The following is a 17957-nucleotide window of genomic DNA, read 5'->3' on the forward strand; positions in this document are numbered from 1 at the left end:
ACCCCCCGGCTCACCAGCAACCCGGGCTGTCGGGTCGGCCTCACCCGGCCCGCGCCGGTGGCCGGTCAGAGGCCGAGCGAGCCGGCGAGCTCGGCCATGGCGCGGTCGAACCAGCGGTCGCGGTCGACCACCGAGCCCACCAGGTGGCCGAACAGCTCGAAGCTGATGGCACCGAACATCGAGCTCCAGGCCAGCAGGGCACGCACGCGCACCGTCTCGTCGAGGGCCGGGTGCTCGCCACCCAGGATCGCGACCGCGCCGTCGCTGATCAGGCCCGGATCGCGCTCGCCGGCGGCCTCGGGGAGCGCCCCGGAGCGGGCGGCATCGCCCAGGATGCGCCCGAGGACCACGCCTGCGCGGGCGGCGGCGGGCACGGTCTCGGCCGGCGCCTCGTACCCCGGGACGGGCGACCCGTACAGCAGCGCGTACTCATGCGGGTGCTCCAGAGCCCACCCGCGCACCGCCCGGCAGACGGCCAGCCAGCGCCGGCGTGGCGGATCGGAGGGGACGTCGGCGGCCTCGGCGGCGGCGCCCAGGTCGTCGTAGCCGTCGATGATCAACCGGGTCAGCAGCTCGTCGCGGCTGGGGACGTAGCGGTACACGGCGGAGGACGCCATGCCGAGCTCGCGGGCCACCGCCCGCAGGGAGAGCCCGGCCGCACCGACCGCGGCGAGCTGCCGCCGGGCCGCGTCGGCGATCTCGGCGGTGATCTCGGCGCGGACGCGCTCCCGGGCGGTGGGCACCGGCCCAGCGTGCCGCTTCGGAGCAGTGCGCGCAAGCGAGAGCAGTGCTCTTGACACGCACCGGTCGCCAGCGCGAGCATTGCCCCACAACGAGAGCACCGCTCACACCACGACCTCCGGGGAGCACCCATGGCACTGCACGTCGTCGTCGGCAAGGGGCCGGTCGGCCTGACCACCGCCCGGGAACTGCGGGAGCGCGGGCACGACGTGCGCGTCCTTTCCCGGAGCGGCGGGGTCTCCGCGGACGGGCTCGAGCACCGGCAGGTGGACGCCGCCGATGCCGGGGCCCTCGCGGACGCCGCCCGCGGCGCGGCCGCGCTCTACAACGCGGTGAACCCCGCCTACCACCGGTGGGCCACCGACTGGCCGCCGGTCGCGGACGCGCTGCTCCTGGCCGCCGAGCGCACCGGCGCCGTCCTGGTCACCATGTCCAACCTCTACCCCTACGGGCGCCCCCACGGGCCCATGACGCCGCGGACGCCGCTGGCCGCCACCGACACCAAGGGGCTCGTCCGGGCGCGCATGTGGCAGCAGGCGCTGGCCGCCCACCAGGCCGGCCGGGTGCGGATCACCGAGGCCCGCGCCGCGGACTTCGTCGGACCGCAGGTGCCGGCTCCGCAGTCCCACCTGATGCGCCAGCTCCCCGCCCTCCGGCGCGGTCGCACCGCCTGGGTGATCGGGGACCCCGACGCTCCCCGCAGCTGGGCCTACCTCCCCGACGTCGCCACCACCCTGGCCACCCTGGGCACCGACGAGCGCGCCCTCGGCCGGGCCTGGCACGTGCCGAGCGCCCCACCGCGCTCCCAGCGCGCCGCCCTCACCGACCTGGCGGCGGCCATGTCCGCCCCGGCGCCGACCGTCCGCGGCGTGCCCTGGCCGGTGCTGCGCGCGGTGGGGCTGCTCTCGCCGCTCATGCGGGAGGTCGTCGCCGTGCGGCACCAGTTCGACCAGGAGTACGTGGTCGACGCGGCGGACACGACGGCGACGTTCGGCATCGCGCCGACCCCGTGGGCCGAGGTGGTCGCCGCGACCGCGGAGCACGCACCGGTGGCCGCCTGAGGACCGGTCGCCCCGCCGTCACTACGGTGGTTCCCATGGTCTCTGCCTGGCTCCTGGTCACCCTGACGGCGTCCGGCGCCGCGGCGCTGGGCTACGGCGCCCTCCGGCTCGCGCGCGGCCCGAAGGCGGGCCGGCGATGAGCGGCCCGACCGAACTGCCGGTGCCCGACACCGCCGACGTCCGCAGCGGGCCGGAGGTCTCCGAGCAGCTCCTCGCGGTGCTGCCCCTGCTGGGGGAGTGGCACGGGGAGGGCCAGGCGGCCGGCACCGGCGGCGACCACCGGTTCGGCCAGTGGATCCGGTTCGCCCACGACGGACGGGGCTTCCTGGCGTACGAGTCGCGCACCTGGCGGCTCACCGACGACGGGAGGATCGTGGGGCCGGACGTCCGGGAGTCCGGCTTCTGGCGCCCCCGCGGGAACGACGACGTCGAGCTGCTGGTGGCCAGTCCCGACGGGCTCGTGGAGATCTACGTCGGCACCGCTCGCACCACCACCAGCTGGGAGCTCGCCAGCGACGTGCTGGCGCGCACGCCCGACGCAGCCGAGGTCACCCGGTCGGTGCGGCTCTACGGCATCGTCGAGGGGGCGCTGATGTACGCCATCGACCGCGCCGTGGGGGAGCAGCCGCCCCGCCCGGTCATGTCGGCCCGCCTGGAGCGCATCCGATGACGGCCGGCACGAGCCGCGCCACGACTCCTCGCCAGGTCGCCGACGCCTACGTCGCGCGGGCCGCAGAGCTCGACCCGATCCTGGCCACGGCGCTCGGCGTGCGCCCCGGTGACGACCGGCTCCCGGACCTGTCGCCGGCGGGCATCGAGGCCGAGGCGGCGCTGGCGCGCGAGACGCTCACCGAGCTGGACCGGGTGCTGGCTGCCGACCCCGCGCTCGGCGACGACCCGGTCGAGCGCCGGTGCGCCCGGCTGCTGCGCGAGCGGCTCACCGCCGAGCTGGACGCGCACGCCGTGGGGGAGCCCTACCGCTCGCTGAACAACCTCTTCAGCCCGGTGCACTCGGTGCGCCAGGTGTTCAGCATGATGCCGGCGGCGTCGGAGGAGGACTGGTCCGTCCTCGCTCGGCGCCTGGCCCGTGTCCCGGAGGCCTACCGCGCCTACCGGGAGACGCTGGAGGAGGCCGCCCGGCGGAACCTGCTCGTGGCCCCGCGCCAGGTGCGCACCGTCGTCGAGCAGCTGGGCCAGTGGCTGGCCGGTCCCTACTTCGCGACGTTCGTGGCCGCCGGCCCGGAGGCGCTGCAACCGCAGCTGCGGTCGGCCGCCGAGGCCGCCGACGCCGCGGTGGCCGCGATCCGCGACCACCTGCGCGACGAGTACGGCCCGCGCACCGAGGACGTGCCCGACGCCGTGGGCCGCGAGCGCTACACCCGGGCGGTGCGCCGCTGGACCGGGTCGGACCTCGGCTCGGGTGGCGGGCTGGAGGAGGTCTACGCCTGGGGCTGGGCCGAGCACCGGCGGATCCTGGCCGAGCAGCTGATCGAGGCGGAGAAGGTGCGCCCGGGCGCCACCCCGCTGGAGGCGATGCGCTGGTTGTCCACCAACGGCCCGGCCGTCGAGGGCGTGGCGGAGATCCGCGAGCGGCTGCAGCAGATGATGGACGAGGCGATCGCCGAGCTGGACGGGGCGCACTTCGACCTCGCCGAGCCGGTGAAGCGGGTGGAGGCGATGATCGCGCCGCCCGGCAGTGCGGCGGCGCCGTACTACACCCGGCCGGCGCAGGACTTCTCCCGTCCGGGCCGCACCTGGCTGCCCACCCTGGGCCGCACCCGGTTCCCGCTGTGGGACCTCGTCTCGATCTGGTACCACGAGGGCGTTCCCGGCCACCACCTCCAGCTGGCCCAGTGGGTCCACGTCTCCTCCCAGCTGTCGACGTACCAGACCTCGGTCGGCTCGGTGAGCGCGAACGTGGAGGGCTGGGCGCTCTACGCCGAGCGGCTGATGGACGAGCTCGGCTACTTCCGCGACCCCGCGGAGCGGCTGGGGTTCCTGGACGCCCAGCAGCTGCGGGCGGTGCGGGTGGTCATCGACATCGGCATGCACTTGCAGCTACCGGTCCCCGACGACGCCGGCGGCGCGCTGGCCGAGCACCGCGGTCAGCCCTGGACGCCGGAGCTGGCGCGCGCCTTCCTGGGCGAGCACTCCGGCGCCGACGTCGCCTTCCTCGACAGCGAGCTGGTGCGCTACCTCGGGATCCCGGGGCAGGCGATCAGCTACAAGCTCGGGGAACGGGCGTGGCTGGCCGGCCGGGCCGCGGCCCAGCGGGCCCACGGGGCGGCCTTCGACCTGAAGGCCTGGCACATGGCCGCGCTGTCGCAGGGGTCGCTGGGCCTGGACGACCTCGAGGCGGAGCTCGCGGTGCTCTAGCGTCGCGGCGGGGTCGGGTTCACCGGGTCGTCGGCGTGGCCGACCCGGTCGTCCACCCCGGAGGCCAGGACCTCCAGCCCCGGCGTGCCCATCAGCTCGGCGACGCAGGCGGGGCTGCCGCCGACGTAGGTGCTCATCAGGTCGATGTCGGTGGCCACCGCCCAGGCGCGGTCGGCCGGCCACCACAGGTTGGCGCTCTGCTCGGCGGGCTCGGGCGCCAGGTTGCGCGCTGCGTCGGCCACCCGGCCCTGCACCAGCACGGCGTCGCGGCCCCGGGGCAGCGGCAGGGTGGGCTGACCGCGCAGTGCGGCGGCGTCGGCGCCGAAGCCGGCCCACCGGCCGAACAGGCAGTCCCCGGGCGCGGTGGTGTGGCGGGCGAGCACGGCAGCCATGCGCGCGGCGACCGCGGTGGGCAGGTGCCCCTCCGCGGGGGCGCCGTCCCAGTCGGGGGGCTGGCTGTCCTCGTGCAGGTACTCCCAGCCGCCGGTCACCGCCGGCCATTGCGCGAGCGGGTGGACGACGGTGCCGTTGAGCGCGGCGACCGCGGCCCAGGGGACCTCCACGTCGTCGTCGCCCTCGTAGCGGTAGGCGGGGTGCAGCACGCGGGCGTAGGCGGGGAACACCGGCGGCACGAGCGAGGCCACCGTGCCCCAGTGGGCCCGGCCGACCGCCTCGGCGAGCCAGGCGCCGGCGGACACGTCGGTCTCGACGGGGAGTCCGCCGAGCTGCACGTACGCCTCCTGGAAAACGGACAACCCCCGGGCTGCTCCGCGGCGCTCCACAGGGAAGCTGCACGCGGGCCGACTGGACAACTGTCGGCGGCCCGGGGGTCGGGTGACTGTCCGGTTCTCGCTCGCCGCCATCGACGGACGGGCGATCATGCCGTCGTTCGGATTCCCATCCGAACGGGCGGCCCATCTGGACGGCGGCTAGCGGACAGCCACCTCACGAGTCCTGTAGCTCAGCAAAGTTACGGACCACCTCCTCTCTCGTGTGCCACGACGGTACGGCCGCGGGCACGGGAGCGGCAACCGATTTGCTCCGCTGTGAGCGAACGCCCTGGTGGCCGGTCCGGGACCGGCGTGTCCCGGACCGGCCGGACGGCGGTCAGCTCCCGCTGCCGGGACCGATCGTGCGCCCCGGCGGGCGGGTGCCCGACCAGTCGGGGTCGTGCTCGGCCTGGTCGTCGACCGTCTCGTAGTCCGGCCGCGGACCGTCGTCGTCCCCGAGGTCCTCGGCGGCGTCGGTGGCGGTGCGCCCGGGAGGCGGGGTGACGCCCTCCCACTCCGGCTCGTGCTCGGCCTGGTCGTCGACCGTCTCGTAGCCGGGTCGCGCGGCCTCCTCGCCCAGCTCCTCGGTCGCGGGGGTGGCGCCGGGGCCGGGCGGCGCGGCGGCCGCGCGGGCCGGCTGCTCGACGCGGTCGTCGACGGTGTCCCAGGCGTCGGGGATGCCGTCCTGGTCGAGGTCGCTGAGCTCGTGCAGGTACATCGCCTTGTAGCGGCGGTTGCGCAGCCGCAGGATCACGCTGGCCAGCAGCGCCGCGGCGACGGTGCCGGCCAGGATGCCGACCTTGGCGTGCTCGTAGCTCTCGCTCTCGGCGCCGTACGCGAGCTCGGTGATCAGCAGCGAGACGGTGAAGCCCATACCGCCGAGCAGCGCCAGCCCCAGGACGTCGGGCCAGCCGAGGTTCTCGTCGAGCTGGGCCCGGGTGAAGCGGGCCACCAGCCACGTGGCGCCGGTGATGCCGATCGCCTTGCCGGCGACCAGCCCGGCCACGATGCCGATGGCGATGCTGTCGCCGAGCGACTCGCCCAGGCCCGACAGCCCGCCGACCGCCACGCCGGCGGAGAAGAACGCGAAGACCGGGACGGCCACGCCGGCCGACAGCGGGCGGATGCGGTGCTCGAAGTGCTCGGCGAGGCCCGGCCCGGCGTCGGGCCCGCCGGCGGCCTCGCTGCGGACGACCGGGACCGTGAAGGCGAGCAGGACGCCCGCGACCGTGGCGTGGACGCCCGACTCGTGGACGAGCACCCAGGTGACGGCGGCCAGCGGCAGTAGGAGCCACCAGGAGCGGATCCGCTTCTGCACCAGGAAGCCGAACAGCGCCAGCGGGATCAGCGCCAGCAGCAGCGGGGTGACCGCCAGGGCGGAGGTGTAGAAGATCGCGATGATCGTGATGGCCAGCAGGTCGTCGACGACCGCCAGCGTCAGCAGGAACGTGCGCAGGGCGCTGGGCAGGTGGGTGCTGATCACCGCCAGGACGGCGAGGGCGAAGGCGATGTCGGTGGCCGAGGGGATCGCCCAGCCCGCCAGCGCACCCTCGGGGCCGCCCAGGTTGAGCAGCACGAAGAACAGCGCCGGGACGGCCATGCCGCCCACCGCGGCGGCGATGGGCAGGGCCGCGCGGCGCGGTTCCCGGAGGTCACCGGCGACGAACTCCCGCTTCAGCTCCAGCCCGGCCACGAAGAAGAAGATGGCCAGCAGACCGTCGGCGGCCCACGTCCCGAGGGTGAGGTCCAGGTGCAGGGCCGCCGGCCCCACCCGGGTGTCGCGCAGCGCCTCGTAGCTCTCCGCCCAGGGGGAGTTGGCCCAGATCAGCGCGATCGCCGCCCCCACCAGCAGCAGGGCGCCGCCTACGGTCTCCTTGCGGAGCACCGAGGCGACGCGCTGCGCCTCGGTCCAGGAGCCGCGTCCGAAGAGGCGGTTGGGGGCGGTCGACGTCACGGGGCGGCTCCGGAGGGCAGGATCGGGTCGGGGGCGCGCCCGGCGACGGACGCGCTGCCGACCAGACTTCCCGGCGCACCTGGGTTTCACGCTACCCGGCGAGGAGCTGCCGGATGCGGGGGGACAGCCCGGCGTCGCCGCGGGGCGCGCCGTCGACGGTGTGCACGGTCACCGCGCCGCGCACGCCGGAGAGCAGCCAGACCGCGTCCGCGGAGTGCAGGTCCTCGACCGTGCCGGGGGTCGACGCGGTCGGCCACCCGGCAGCGCGCGCGGCGTCGAACAGCCGCGCCTGGGTGGTGCCGGCGAGGATGCCGCTGTCCACCGGGGGCGTGTGCAGCGTGCCCGCGGCGGCCCAGACGACGGTCGAGGTGGGGCCCTCCAGCAGCCGCCCCTCGAGGCTGGTGAGGACGACGTCGTCGGCCCCCAGGTCGTGCGCGTGCCGCTGGGCCGCCATGTTCACCGCGTAGGAGAGGGTCTTGGCGCCACCGAGGAGCCACGGTGCCCCCGCGCGGAAGTCCGCGGGCACCCCGAGCCCGAGCGTCACCACCGAGATGCCCTCGCGACGCTGCCGCACCGTCTCCGCGGGGACCGGGGCGAGCAGGGCCAGCGCCGTGGGCGGCGCGCCGTCGCCGAGCCCGCGGGTGAGGAGGAGGCGGCACACGCCCTCGACGTCGGCCGGCCAGCCGGCCAGCACGACGGCGACCAGCTCCCGCCAGGCCGTGTCGCCGGGGTGCGGCAGCCCCAGGAGACCGGCGGAGCGGGCGAGCCGGGCCAGGTGCGCGGGCAGGTGCGGCGTGCTCCCCCCGACCACGAGGACGGACTCGAAGACGCCGTCGCCGCGGGCCAGGCCGAGGTCGAAGGCGGTCACGACCGGCTGGTCGGCGGGGACCGGCGCCGCCGCGCCGTCCTGCCAGACCGCCACCCTGCGCTGCTCGCTCACGGGTCCAGCCTGCCGCACCGCGGGCTTAGGCTCACCGCATGGGGACCGACGACGTCGCCGCTCCGCTGGCGGAGCAGCTGCGGGCCCGCGGCCTGCGGCTGACCCCCCAGCGCGCCCGGGTGCTGGCCGCGGTCGCGGCGCTGCCGCACGCGACGCCGGAGGCGATCGGCGCCCGGCTGCGCGAGGAGGCCGGCCCCGGCGGCAGCGCCCCCGACACCTCGACGGTCTACCGGACGCTGGAGCTGCTGGAGCGGCTCGGGCTGGTCTGGCACACCCACCTGGGGCGTGGCGCGCCGGTCTACCACGCGGCGGAGCGGCCCCACCTGCACGTGGTCTGCAACTCCTGCGGCGAGATCTCGTCGGCGGCCCCCGACCTGCTCGACGCGGCGGCGGAACGTCTGGCGGCCGACCTGGGTTTCACCGTGGACGTCGGCCACGTCGCCCTGTCGGGCACGTGCCGCGCCTGCCGAGACCGCGCCGGAACGGAGTCGTCATGACCACGCCCTCACCCCTCCTCTCGCGGCCCGGGGCGGTGCCCCTCGAGGCCGGACCCGAGTCCGCCCGCGTCGTCGCGGCGCACTACGGCGACCCGCTGCGCGAGCAGCGGCTGCTCGCCGAGGGCGCCGGCCTGGTCGATCGCAGTGACCGCGACGTCCTGGGGGTGCCCGGGGCGGACCGCCTCTCCTGGCTGCACAGCATCACCAGCCAGCACCTCGAGCGGCTGGCCGACGGCATCGGCAGCGAGGCGCTGGTGCTGAGCCCCCACGGGCACGTCGAGCACCACCTGGTCCTCGCCGAGCTGGGTGGCACGACCTGGGTCGACGTCGAGCCGGGCGCCGGCCCCGCCCTGCAGGCGTTCCTCGAGCGGATGCGGTTCATGCTCCGCGTGGAGCCGGAGCTGGTCACCGACGACTGGGCGGTGCTGTCCCTGGTCGGCCCCGGCGCCGACGAGGTGCTGGCGACGGCGGGGCTGCCCGTGCCCAGCGCGCCGTACGCGGTGGAACCGGCCGGTGCCGGGTGGGTGCGCCGCATGCCGCCGGTCGGCGACGGGTCGGCCGCCGTCCACGACCTGCTGGTCCCGCGGGCGGACCTCGGGGCCGTGGCCGACCGCCTGGGCGCCCCCCTGGCGGGTGCTGCGGCCCACGAGGCGCTGCGCGTCGAGGCCCGGCGGCCGCGGTTCGGCCTCGACAACGACCACCGGACCATCCCGAACGAGCTGGAGTGGCTGAGCACCGCCGTCCACCTCGACAAGGGCTGCTACCGCGGGCAGGAGACGGTCGCCCGCGTGCACAACCTCGGCCGCCCGCCCCGCCGGCTGGTGCTGCTCCACCTCGACGGGGTCAGCGAGGACCTGCCGGGCCCCGGCGAGCCGGTGCTGGCGGGCACGCGGACGGTCGGCCGGGTGGGCAGCGTCGTCCGGCACCACGAGCTGGGTGTGATCGCCCTGGCGCTGGTCAAGCAGTCGGTGGCCCAGGACACCGCGCTGACCGTGGGTGGCTCGACGGCCGCGATCGACCCCGACGACGCCGCGCCGGCGCTCGACGACACCCAGGTGGCGGCGCGGAACCGGGTCCGGGCCGTCCGGTCTGGGACGATCGGCTGAGCGCGCCGCGGCCGTCCGCCTGACGGGTGGGCAGGTCGGGGGCGCTGACCTACGCTCCGGCCAGCGCCCGCCGCTGACCACCGCCGATGCCCGTGCGCCGGGCGTCCCGCACCTGGAGGCCACCCCCGTGAGTCCGAAGCCGTCCCCCGCCGGGGGTGCCGCCGTCGACGCGCTGCTGGACCCGGCGTTCCTGGAGAGCGCCGTGAGCCGGCCCATGGGCGACGTGCGCCGGCTGCGCCGGGAGGCGGAGCAGCAGGAGGTCAACCTCTCCTACACCCGCCGGCTGCTGCAGGGGCGCCTGGACATCGTGCGGCGCGAGCTGCAGCGGCGGGCCGAGCACGACGGGCGCTCGCTGGTCGACCTGCTGCCCGAGATCCTCGCCGAGAAGGGGCGCGGCCCCGCCCACGGCCTCGGCCGCCACCAGACGGTGCAGCCGGCGGACCCGCAGGAGTACGAGTCCTGGGTGCACGCGCTCACCCCGGGCGCCGACCTCTCGGCGATCACCGAGCTCTCCGACGCGAAGCTCGAGGCGGCCGCGCGGGCGCTCGCCGACGCCGAGAAGGGGCTGTCGGAGCGTCGCCGCGGCGTGCAGCAGGTCATGGACGGCCTGGCCGCGGAGCTCGGCCGCCGGTACCGCGACGGCGAGGCCGACGTCGCGGCCCTGCTCGCCGACGAGGGACGCCACTAGGAGGACCACTAGAAGGACCACGCCTCCCCCCATGCCTCGCACGCTCCGCATGGGACCCTGAGGCGTGACCGTTCCAGCACCTCAGCACGCTCGCGGCGGTTCCTCCGCCTCACCGTGGCCGGAGAACCCCGTGCTGGTCGAGGTCCGGCGGTCGGGGTTCCTCGAGTCGGTGCACCGGGGAGCGCTGGTGGTGCTGGGCGCCGACGGGGACGTGCGGTTCGCCGCCGGCGACGTCGACCGGCCGGTGCTGCCCCGGTCGGCGAACAAGCCGGTGCAGGCGACCGCGATGCTGGCGGCGGGCTGGACGCCGCGCTCGGCCGAGGAGCTGGCCATCGGTGCCGGTTCCCACAGCGGCGAGGACGGGCACCGGGAGCTGGTCGCCGGCATGCTCGCCGCCGTCGGGCTGGGGCCCGACGACCTGGGCTGCCCGCCGTCCCTGCCGCAGCACGAGGCGACGAAGGCGACCTGGCTCGTCCCCGGGCGCGCCCCCGAACGCCTGGCCATGAACTGCTCGGGCAAGCACGCCGCGATGCTGTCGGCCTGCGTCGCCGCCGGCTGGCCGACGGCGGGCTACCTGGAGCGGGAGCACCCGCTGCAGCAGGCGATCGAGGCGCGGCTGGGCGAGGCGGCCGGTGTGCCGGTCGCGGCCGTCGTCGTCGACGGGTGCGGTGCGCCGCAGCACGCCCTGCCGCTCACCGGGCTGGCGCGCGGGGTCCTCTCGCTGGTGCAGGCGGCCGACGGCTCGCGGGAGCGGGCGGTCGCCGAGGCGATGCGTGCCCAGCCCTGGTTCGTGGCCGGCTCGGGCCGCGAGGACACCGACCTGATGCGTGCGGTCCCCGGCCTCCTGGTGAAGGGCGGCGCCGACGGCGTGCACGTGGCGGCGGTGCCGGGTGCGGGAGCGGTGGCGCTGAAGCTGGACGACGGCGGGGACCGCGGGCGGACGCCGGCGCTCGCGGCCGGGCTGCGCCGGCTCGGGGTCCCCGCCGAGGTGCTTGCCCCGTGGGCGCGGACACCCGTCTCCGGCGGGACCGGTGTCGTCGGCGAGGTCCGGGAGTCCGCTGCGCTGGACGCCTGACCGGTCGCCGGCCGAGTGTGGCTGGTATCACCCACGGGTGCTAGCCGCTCCGCTTGCAAGAGCTAGCACTCGGGGTTAGCGTCGAAGGCGTGCAGACCCCTGGTGACTTCGTCCGCGACCAGGTGACCACGGTCCGCGAGAGGGTGGACCGGGTCGCCGGCAGCGTGGCCGACACCGTCGCCGACGCACCGAGCGTCTCGGCGGTCGGCTCGTCGGTGGGTGACTTCATCCGTGAGCAGCGCAGCGCCGCGCGCGTCTCGCTGCGCGAGCTGGCCCGCACCGCCGGGGTCAGCAACCCTTACCTGTCCCAGGTAGAGCGGGGCCTCCGCAAGCCGTCGGCGGAGATCCTCGCGTCGATCGCCCGGGGCCTGAAGATCTCGGCCGAGACGCTCTACGAGCAGGCGGGGATCCTCGACCGGCGTTCCGGGAACCCGGACACCGTGGCGGCGATCCGCAACGACGACGCGCTCTCCGAGCGGCACAAGGCCGTCCTGCTCGAGCTCTACGAGACCTACGTCCGCGAGCACCGGGCCTCGTCCCCGGCCGCCGGCTGACCCCCTCCCCCCACTCCTGAGGAGTTCCGCATGACCCCCACGCAGACCGTGAAGCAGTACGGCGAGTTCGCCGTGACCCAGGGCCGCACGCTCGCCGAGCAGGCCCGCACCCCGCTGCTGGCCTTCGTCGGCGCCGGTGACCTGGCCGTCGAGCGGGCCCGCACCGTCGTCGCGCAGTTCCGCAGCACCGCCGAGGCGCTGCCGGGCGAGGCGCAGGTCCAGGCCGACCTGGCCGTCAAGGAGGCCCGCACCCGGGCCGCCGAGGCCGCCGGCACCGCCCGCACCACCGCCCAGCAGCTGGCCGACGCCGTCCGTCCCGAGGTGCTGGCCAGCACCGTCGCCGGCCTGGTCGAGACCGCCCGCACCCAGGCCGCCGCCACGGTGGAGACCCTGGCCGAGCGCGGCGCGGTCGTCGTCGAGGACCTGCGCCGCCAGCCCGGTGTCCGCCGCGTCGTCCGTCGCGCCGAGCGGGCCGTCGACACCGTCGAGGACGCTCTCGAGGACGCGCTCGAGGACGGCGCGGAGGCCGTGGTCGAGGCCTCCAACGAGGTGACCTCGGTCGCGCAGAAGACCGCGGCGAAGGCCACCAAGGCGGCGGCCAAGGCCGAGGACAAGCTCGAGGACGCCGCCGACGCGACCAAGGACGTCGCCGAGGAGGCCGTCGCGGCGCCCAAGGCCAAGCCCGCCAAGAAGGGCACCTCGGCCGCCCGCAAGTCCCCGGCCAAGGCCACCTCGGCCCGCGTGACCCGGGCCCGCGCCGCCAAGCCGGCGGACCCGACCGCGGTGCCCACCAAGAAGAACTGACGCCACGGCGCCACCGACCAGGGCCCCGGAGCCGCGACCAGCGGTCCGGGGCCCTGTCGCGTCCGGCGAGCCCCTCCCTTCGGGCGAGTCTGCCGGTTCGCTGGTCCGGCGGACGGCGGAGCGCGGGTAGGCTCGGGGCATGGGCGTGTTCGACGGATGGCTGCTGCTCATCCTGTACTGGGCGTCCCTGGGGCTGACCGCCTGGGCGTTCGTGGACGCCCTCATCCGGCCGGCCGCCGGGTACGTCGCCGCCGGCAAGCTGACCAAGCCGGCCTGGGCGGCGATCACCGGCCTGGCACTGCTGGTCATCTTCTGGCTGAAGACCCCGCTGTCGCTGCTCGGGCTGCCCGCGGTCATCGCGGCGATCGTCTACCTGGTCGACGTGCGTCCCGCCGTCGGCGGGATGCGCCGCGACAACACCTGGTAGCAGGCGGCCGCCCCGTCGACCCGGCTCAGGGCCGGTCGTCGGCCGGGATGATGATCCAGAGCAGCAGGTACGCCACGAACTGCGGGCCCGGGAGCACGCAGGAGAGCACGAAGGCCACGCGCAGGCCGCTGCGCGAGAGCCCGAAACGTCGGGCGATGCCGGCGCAGACGCCGGCGACCATCTTGTGGCGGGTGTCCCGGCGCAGCCGGTACGGCGCAGGTGTCGTCACGCGGCCAGCCTAGGTCCGTGCGACGAGTTCGTCTCGTCCTCGTGGCCTCGGGTTCCGCGCAGACGGTCGGGTGATCAGCGGCCGAACACGCCGGCGGGTGGCTCGGGCGAGGGCTGCGCATCGGCGTCGAGGACCGGCCGGGCGTTGCCCGTGAACCGGTCCAGCTCGATGCCGTCGACCACGCGCGACGGCATCGGGTCGCGGGCGCACGCGCGGCTGAGCTCCGCGAGCGGCAGCTCGGCGTCGGAGGCGACGGCGACCAGGTTGCCGAAGCGCCGGCCTCGCAGGATGCCCGGCTCGGCGAGCAGGCAGACGTGCCGGAAGGCGGTGCGGAGCGTGGCGACCTGGCCGCGTGCGAAGCGCAGCGGCGGCCCGTCGGCCACGTTGGCGGCGTAGACGCCCCCGGGCCGGAGCGCCCGCGCGACCTGGCCGGCGAACTCGACGGTGGTGAGGTGGGCGGGCGTGCGGGCGCCGGCGAAGACATCGGTGACGACGACGTCGGCGCTGTCCGCATGCAGCGCGGCGAGGGCCTCGCGGGCGTCGGCGGCCCGCACCCGCACCCGGGCGGCGCGCGGCAGCGGCAGGAACTCGCGCACCAGGTCGGTGAGGGGCTGGTCGATCTCGGCGACCCGCTGGCGCGACCCGGGGCGCGTGGTGGCCACGTAGCGGGGGAGCGTCAGCGCGCCACCGCCGAGGTGGACCACGTCGAGCGGGGCGCCGGGCTCGGCGGCCAGGTCCAGCACGTGGCCGATCCGCCGGACGTACTCGAACTCCAGGTGGGTGGGGTCGGCGAGGTCCACGTGGGACTGCGGGGTGCCGTTCACCATCAGCACCCACGAGCCGTCGCGGTCGGCGTCGGCGAGCAGCTCCGCGGTGCCGCCGTCGACGGGGACCGGCCCCGGGGGAGTCCTCACCGGTGCGCCGTCCCCATCCGGCGCTCCGCCGTCCCCGCTGACATCGCAGGCCATGGTCCCACCTGCGTTCCCGGGGGGCCCTCGGCGCTCGGGCGGCTACCGTCCCCGACGTGCGCCGGATCGAGCTGCCGCCGCGGGAGATCACCGCCTTCGGCAGCCGTGGGGTGTCCATGGTCTCGCCGGCCCGGGTGCCGGAGCCGGTGCCCGGTTTCGCGGTGCACCTGGTGACCTTCGCGGCCGGCGCGATCCTGGGTCGGCACGAGACGCGCCTCTGGCAGCTGTTCGCGGTGGTCTCCGGGGAGGGCTGGGCGGCCGGCGGCGACGGTGTCCGGGTGGCGCTGGCGGCGGGGGACGCCGTCCTCTGGGAGCCCGGCGAGCTGCACGACAGCGGATCGGGCACCGGGATGGCCGCCGTGGTGGTCGAGTGCCCGGTGACGCCGGTGCCGGACGAGGGGTGAGGCAGGCTCAGACCGGGGCGACCGCCGACCACCGCACGGTGATCTCGCCGTGCCGCCAGCGCCGGCTGGAGCCCACCAGCGGCCACCCCTGCGCGCCCAGCGCCTCCACCGCCGTCGTCCAGCGCTGGCGGGGGCCGAAGGCGCTCATCCCGGCGGCGGCGGCCCAGGCGGCGTCGAAGGCGCGCAGGAACTCGTGGACCGGCTGGCCGGGCACGTTGTGGTGGATGAGCGCCTTGGGCAGCCGCTCGGCGAGATCGAACGGCGTCGCGATGTCGGAGACGCGCGCCGCGAGCGTCAGGGTGAGCGGGCCGTCGGCGTCCAGCGCCACCCAGGCCGAGCGCCGCCCCCACTCGTCGCAGGTGCCCTCGACGATCAACCCGCCGGGGGCGAGCGCGCCGCGCATGGTGTCCCAGGCGCGCGCCGCGGACTCCTCGTCGTACTGGCGCAGCACGTTGAAGGCCCGCACCAGGACCGGCCGCAGCCCGGCCAGCTCGAACCCGCCCACCCGGAAGTCCACCCGCGGCGGATCCCGGTCGGCGGCCACGGCCGCCACCCGCGCCGGGTCGATCTCCAGCCCGACGACCTCCAGGCCGGCGACCTCCGGGCCCAGCCGCTCGACCAGCTCCAGCGTCGTCACGGCGGAGGAGCCGTAGCCCAGGTCCACGACGAGCGGACGAGCGGCGTCACGCAGCCGCGGCACCTGCGTGGCCACCAGCCACCGGTCGACCCGGCGCAGCCGGTTGGCGTTGGTGGTCCCACGGGTGGGCAGGCCCAGTGCCCGCGCCCGCCCCGCGGCCAGCCGGGGCGCCTTGCGCTGCGGCTGAGGGGACAGCGAGGCCCGGCGCTTGTGGTCGTTGCCCGGCTCGCTCACCGGATGCGAGCCTAGTCCGGGCTACCGTCGTCCCCGTGCAGGTGCGATCCGGGGTCCCGCTGGCGGAGCTGACCACCCTTGCCGTGGGCGGTCCCGCCGAGCGGCTGATCGAGGTGGAGACGGCCGCCGAGCTCGTGGCAGCGGTCCGCGACGCCGACGAGTCCGGCCGCCCGCTGCTGCTCATCGGCGGCGGCTCGAACCTCATCGCCCCGGACGAGGGGTGGCGGGGTGACGTGGTCGCCGTCCGCTCCCGCGGGATCGAGCGGGCGGGCGATCGCCTCACCGTGCAGGCGGGGGAGGACTGGGACGCGCTGGTCGCCTACACGGTCGCCCACCGGCTGGCCGGCGTGGAGGCGCTGTCGGGGATCCCCGGGTCGACCGGGGCGACGCCGGTGCAGAACGTCGGCGCGTACGGCCAGGAGGTCGCGCAGACCATCACCGGCGTGCGCGTGTACGACCGCGCCGAGAAGGCCGAGCGCACGCTCGCGCCGGCCGAGTGCGGGTTCGCCTACCGGGACAGCCGGCTCAAGCGCGAGCCCGGCCGGTTCGTCGTCCTCGAGGTGGCCTTCGCGCTGCACCCCGGCGAGCTCTCCCGGCCGGTCGGCTACGCGGAGCTGGCCCGGTCCCTCGGCGTCGAGATCGGTGAGCGGGCGCCGCTGGCCGCCGTCCGCGACGCCGTCCTGGCGCTGCGCCGCGGCAAGGGGATGGTCTGGGACCCGGCCGACCCCGACTGCCGCAGCGCCGGGTCGTTCTTCACCAACCCGATCGTGCCGGCCGGGCACGCCGTCGAGGGGTGCCCCAGCTGGCCGGCCGGCGACGGCCTGGTCAAGCTCAGCGCCGCGTGGCTGGTGCAGCACGCCGGCTTCGGCCGCGGCACCCGGGACGGGCGGGTGGGGACGTCGTCACGGCACAGCCTGGCCCTCACCACCTCCGACGGCGCGACGGCGGCGGAGCTGCTGGCCTTCGCCGATCGGGTGGTCGGCACCGTGCGGGAGCGGTTCGGCGTCACCCTGGAGCGCGAGCCGACGACCCCGTCGCCCTACCGGGCGACACCGCCACCAGTTGCCGTCCCCCCATCGCGCTGAGCCGCTGAGTCGCGCCTGCGCGGGACCCTCCGGGCCCCACCCGGCGCGACCGTGCCGTCAGCCGCCGGTCAGGTCCAGGTGCATGACGTGGAGGCCGACGTAGCCGTGCTCGGGGTGCTCGAACGCCTCCGGCACGGTGCCGATGACGCGGAAGCCCAGTGACCGCCACAGGCGCACGGCCGCCGTGTTGGTCTCGACGACGGCGTTGAACTGCATCGCCCGGTAGCCGTCCGCGCGCGCCGCCGCGACCACGTGCTCGCCGAGGGCGCGGCCCACGCCGCGGCCCTGCGCCGCCGGGTCGACCATGAAGCTCGCCGTCGCCACGTGGGAGCCGCGACCCGGCCGGTTCGGGCCCGTCTTCGCGCTGCCCAGCACCCGGTCGCCGTCGACGGCGACGAACGTGCGTCCGGGCGGGGGCTCCATCCACAGCGCCCGCGCCTCCTCGGAGGAGAGCCCGGCGGGATAGGCGTAGGTCTCCCCGGCGTCGACGACCGCACGGAAGATCGGGTGGATCGCCGGCCAGTCGGCGCCGGTCGCCTCGCGGATCTGCATCGTCACTCCTCCCGGGCCACCTTGTGCTGGGCGGCCTGGGCGCGCGGCCGCACGACGAGCAGGTCGACGTTGACGTGGTGCGGGCGGGTGACCGTCCAGGCGATGCAGTCGGCGACGTCGTCGGCCACCAGCGGCTCGCGCACCCCGCGGTAGACGGCGTCGGCCCGCTCCTGCGAGCCCGTCCGGTTGAGCGAGAACTCCTCCGTCTTCACCATGCCGGGGGCGATCTCGATCACCCGGACCGGCTCGCCGCAGAGCTCCAGCCGCAGCGTCTCGGCCAGCGTGTGCACCCCGTGCTTGGCCGCCGTGTACGAGGCGCCGCCCTCGTAGGAGATCAGCCCCGCGGTAGAGCCGACGAACAGCACGTCCCCGGCGCCGCTGGCGCGCAGCGCCGGCAGCAGGGCCTTCGTGAGCCGCACGGTCCCGAGCACGTTGACCTCGTAGGTGCGCGCCCACGAGTCCAGGTCGGCCTCGGCCACCGGCGCGGTGTCGAACGCCCCGCCCGCGTTGTTGACCAGCACGTCGACGCGGTCGAGGGCCGCGGTGAACGCCTGCACCGAGCCGGGGTCGGTCACGTCGAGGGGGAGGGCCCGGGCCCCGATCGACGAGGCGAGCGCCTCGAGACGGTCGAGGCGGCGGGCGCCGACGACGACGTCGAAGCCCTCGGCGGCCAGCCGGCGGGCCGTGGCCGCGCCGATCCCGCTCGAGGCGCCGGTGACGACGGCGGTGCGGCCGGTACCGGGCAGGGCGCCGGCCCCCGCGGGGGCCGGGGGTGAGGAACCTGACATGTGCCCATCCTGGCGCTGTTGCAGGATGGAGTACCGACAGGGGTGCCGGTCGGGGCCCTCGCAGAGC

At 76.2% G+C, this 17957-nt stretch carries 21 protein-coding genes; 12 read left to right on the plus strand and 9 right to left on the minus strand.

The features are described 5' to 3' along the window. Positions 1 to 65 precede the first annotated feature (65 nt). Positions 66 to 743 carry a WHG domain-containing protein gene (locus ACI79K_RS09450; RefSeq protein ID WP_456589178.1) on the minus strand — a complete coding sequence of 226 codons (678 nt, stop codon included), beginning with the start codon at positions 741 to 743 and terminating at the stop codon, positions 66 to 68. Between the two features lie 129 nt (positions 744 to 872). On the opposite strand from ACI79K_RS09450, the gene ACI79K_RS09455 reads away from it, so the two are divergent. From ACI79K_RS09455 to ACI79K_RS09465, 3 genes are all read left to right on the plus strand, one after another. After that, complete coding sequence (locus tag ACI79K_RS09455; RefSeq protein WP_456599573.1) at positions 873 to 1802, plus strand: NAD-dependent epimerase/dehydratase family protein; 930 nt, start codon at positions 873 to 875, stop codon at positions 1800 to 1802. A 136-nt stretch (positions 1803 to 1938) separates the two neighbouring features. Continuing rightward, positions 1939 to 2472 (plus strand): FABP family protein, encoded by a 534-nt coding sequence (locus ACI79K_RS09460; RefSeq protein WP_456599574.1) that lies wholly within the window; start codon positions 1939 to 1941, stop codon positions 2470 to 2472. After that, on the plus strand, positions 2469 to 4178 hold the full coding sequence (locus ACI79K_RS09465) for a DUF885 domain-containing protein (protein ID WP_456599575.1): 1710 nt from the start codon (positions 2469 to 2471) through the stop codon (positions 4176 to 4178). Before ACI79K_RS09460 ends, ACI79K_RS09465 begins: the two co-directional genes overlap by 4 nt. Here the strand turns inward: ACI79K_RS09465 and ACI79K_RS09470 are convergent. From ACI79K_RS09470 to ACI79K_RS09480, 3 genes are all read right to left on the minus strand, one after another. Next, positions 4175 to 4933, minus strand: coding sequence for a hypothetical protein (locus tag ACI79K_RS09470; protein WP_456599576.1), 759 nt, complete (start codon positions 4931 to 4933; stop codon positions 4175 to 4177). The genes ACI79K_RS09465 and ACI79K_RS09470 overlap by 4 nt on opposite strands. A gap of 352 nt (positions 4934 to 5285) precedes the next feature. After that, a complete protein-coding gene (gene nhaA / locus ACI79K_RS09475) occupies positions 5286 to 6902 on the minus strand; it encodes a Na+/H+ antiporter NhaA (protein ID WP_456599577.1) in 1617 nt (538 codons plus the stop codon). Between the two features lie 91 nt (positions 6903 to 6993). After that, positions 6994 to 7842: an aminotransferase class IV gene (locus tag ACI79K_RS09480; protein WP_456589172.1), complete on the minus strand. Its 849-nt coding sequence runs from the start codon at positions 7840 to 7842 to the stop codon at positions 6994 to 6996. Between the two features lie 38 nt (positions 7843 to 7880). Here ACI79K_RS09480 and ACI79K_RS09485 point away from each other — a divergent pair, with 38 nt between their 5' ends. The 7 genes from ACI79K_RS09485 (at position 7881) to ACI79K_RS09515 (ending at position 12993) form a co-directional block, all read left to right on the plus strand. Next, positions 7881 to 8339 (plus strand): Fur family transcriptional regulator, encoded by a 459-nt coding sequence (locus tag ACI79K_RS09485; protein ID WP_456589171.1) that lies wholly within the window; start codon positions 7881 to 7883, stop codon positions 8337 to 8339. Beyond that, on the plus strand, positions 8336 to 9445 hold the full coding sequence (ygfZ, locus tag ACI79K_RS09490) for a CAF17-like 4Fe-4S cluster assembly/insertion protein YgfZ (protein ID WP_456599578.1): 1110 nt from the start codon (positions 8336 to 8338) through the stop codon (positions 9443 to 9445). Before ACI79K_RS09485 ends, ygfZ begins: the two co-directional genes overlap by 4 nt. Positions 9446 to 9572: 127 nt before the next feature. Beyond that, complete coding sequence (locus ACI79K_RS09495; RefSeq protein ID WP_456589169.1) at positions 9573 to 10133, plus strand: RsiG family protein; 561 nt, start codon at positions 9573 to 9575, stop codon at positions 10131 to 10133. Positions 10134 to 10263: 130 nt separating this feature from the next. Next, positions 10264 to 11208 (plus strand): asparaginase, encoded by a 945-nt coding sequence (locus ACI79K_RS09500; RefSeq protein WP_456599579.1) that lies wholly within the window; start codon positions 10264 to 10266, stop codon positions 11206 to 11208. Between the two features lie 89 nt (positions 11209 to 11297). Then, positions 11298 to 11762 carry a helix-turn-helix domain-containing protein gene (locus ACI79K_RS09505; RefSeq protein WP_456589167.1) on the plus strand — a complete coding sequence of 155 codons (465 nt, stop codon included), beginning with the start codon at positions 11298 to 11300 and terminating at the stop codon, positions 11760 to 11762. A gap of 30 nt (positions 11763 to 11792) precedes the next feature. After that, positions 11793 to 12566: a hypothetical protein gene (locus ACI79K_RS09510; protein WP_456589166.1), complete on the plus strand. Its 774-nt coding sequence runs from the start codon at positions 11793 to 11795 to the stop codon at positions 12564 to 12566. 139 nt (positions 12567 to 12705) lie between these two features. Continuing rightward, entirely contained in the window at positions 12706 to 12993 is a 288-nt protein-coding gene (locus tag ACI79K_RS09515) for a DUF2516 family protein (RefSeq protein WP_456589165.1), read from the plus strand. Between the two features lie 25 nt (positions 12994 to 13018). Here ACI79K_RS09515 and ACI79K_RS09520 read toward each other — a convergent pair whose 3' ends face one another. Continuing rightward, positions 13019 to 13222, minus strand: a complete 204-nt coding sequence (locus tag ACI79K_RS09520; RefSeq protein WP_456589164.1) for a PspC domain-containing protein — start codon at positions 13220 to 13222, stop codon at positions 13019 to 13021. Positions 13223 to 13296: 74 nt separating this feature from the next. Continuing rightward, on the minus strand, positions 13297 to 14136 hold the full coding sequence (locus tag ACI79K_RS09525; RefSeq protein ID WP_456596241.1) for a spermidine synthase: 840 nt from the start codon (positions 14134 to 14136) through the stop codon (positions 13297 to 13299). A gap of 110 nt (positions 14137 to 14246) precedes the next feature. On the opposite strand from ACI79K_RS09525, the gene ACI79K_RS09530 reads away from it, so the two are divergent. After that, complete coding sequence (locus ACI79K_RS09530) at positions 14247 to 14594, plus strand: cupin domain-containing protein (protein ID WP_456599580.1); 348 nt, start codon at positions 14247 to 14249, stop codon at positions 14592 to 14594. Positions 14595 to 14601: 7 nt separating this feature from the next. Here ACI79K_RS09530 and ACI79K_RS09535 read toward each other — a convergent pair whose 3' ends face one another. After that, the gene (locus tag ACI79K_RS09535) at positions 14602 to 15465 is read right to left on the minus strand and encodes a class I SAM-dependent methyltransferase (protein WP_456589161.1); all 864 of its coding nucleotides are present in this window, start codon (positions 15463 to 15465) and stop codon (positions 14602 to 14604) included. On the opposite strand from ACI79K_RS09535, the gene ACI79K_RS09540 reads away from it, so the two are divergent. After that, a complete protein-coding gene (locus ACI79K_RS09540; RefSeq protein ID WP_456599581.1) occupies positions 15369 to 16550 on the plus strand; it encodes a UDP-N-acetylmuramate dehydrogenase in 1182 nt (393 codons plus the stop codon). The genes ACI79K_RS09535 and ACI79K_RS09540 overlap by 97 nt on opposite strands. A gap of 57 nt (positions 16551 to 16607) precedes the next feature. On the opposite strand, the gene ACI79K_RS09545 is transcribed toward ACI79K_RS09540, so the two are convergent. Further along, complete coding sequence (locus tag ACI79K_RS09545; protein WP_456599582.1) at positions 16608 to 17102, minus strand: N-acetyltransferase family protein; 495 nt, start codon at positions 17100 to 17102, stop codon at positions 16608 to 16610. 2 nt (positions 17103 to 17104) lie between these two features. Next, a complete protein-coding gene (locus ACI79K_RS09550; protein WP_456599583.1) occupies positions 17105 to 17890 on the minus strand; it encodes an SDR family oxidoreductase in 786 nt (261 codons plus the stop codon). Between the last annotated feature and the right edge of the window lie 67 nt (positions 17891 to 17957).

This window comes from Blastococcus sp. SYSU DS0616, assembly GCF_054051015.1.

Coding starts and splice junctions, on each gene's coding strand:
- ygfZ (WP_456599578.1), top strand. CDS start 8,336: ATGACCACGCCCTCACCCCTCCTCTCGCGGCCCGGGGCGGTGCCCCTC.
- ACI79K_RS09510 (WP_456589166.1), top strand. CDS start 11,793: ATGACCCCCACGCAGACCGTGAAGCAGTACGGCGAGTTCGCCGTGACC.
- ACI79K_RS09545 (WP_456599582.1), bottom strand. CDS start 17,102: ATGCAGATCCGCGAGGCGACCGGCGCCGACTGGCCGGCGATCCACCCG.
- ACI79K_RS09515 (WP_456589165.1), top strand. CDS start 12,706: ATGGGCGTGTTCGACGGATGGCTGCTGCTCATCCTGTACTGGGCGTCC.
- ACI79K_RS09455 (WP_456599573.1), top strand. CDS start 873: ATGGCACTGCACGTCGTCGTCGGCAAGGGGCCGGTCGGCCTGACCACC.
- ACI79K_RS09465 (WP_456599575.1), top strand. CDS start 2,469: ATGACGGCCGGCACGAGCCGCGCCACGACTCCTCGCCAGGTCGCCGAC.
- ACI79K_RS09485 (WP_456589171.1), top strand. CDS start 7,881: ATGGGGACCGACGACGTCGCCGCTCCGCTGGCGGAGCAGCTGCGGGCC.
- ACI79K_RS09550 (WP_456599583.1), bottom strand. CDS start 17,890: ATGTCAGGTTCCTCACCCCCGGCCCCCGCGGGGGCCGGCGCCCTGCCC.
- ACI79K_RS09460 (WP_456599574.1), top strand. CDS start 1,939: ATGAGCGGCCCGACCGAACTGCCGGTGCCCGACACCGCCGACGTCCGC.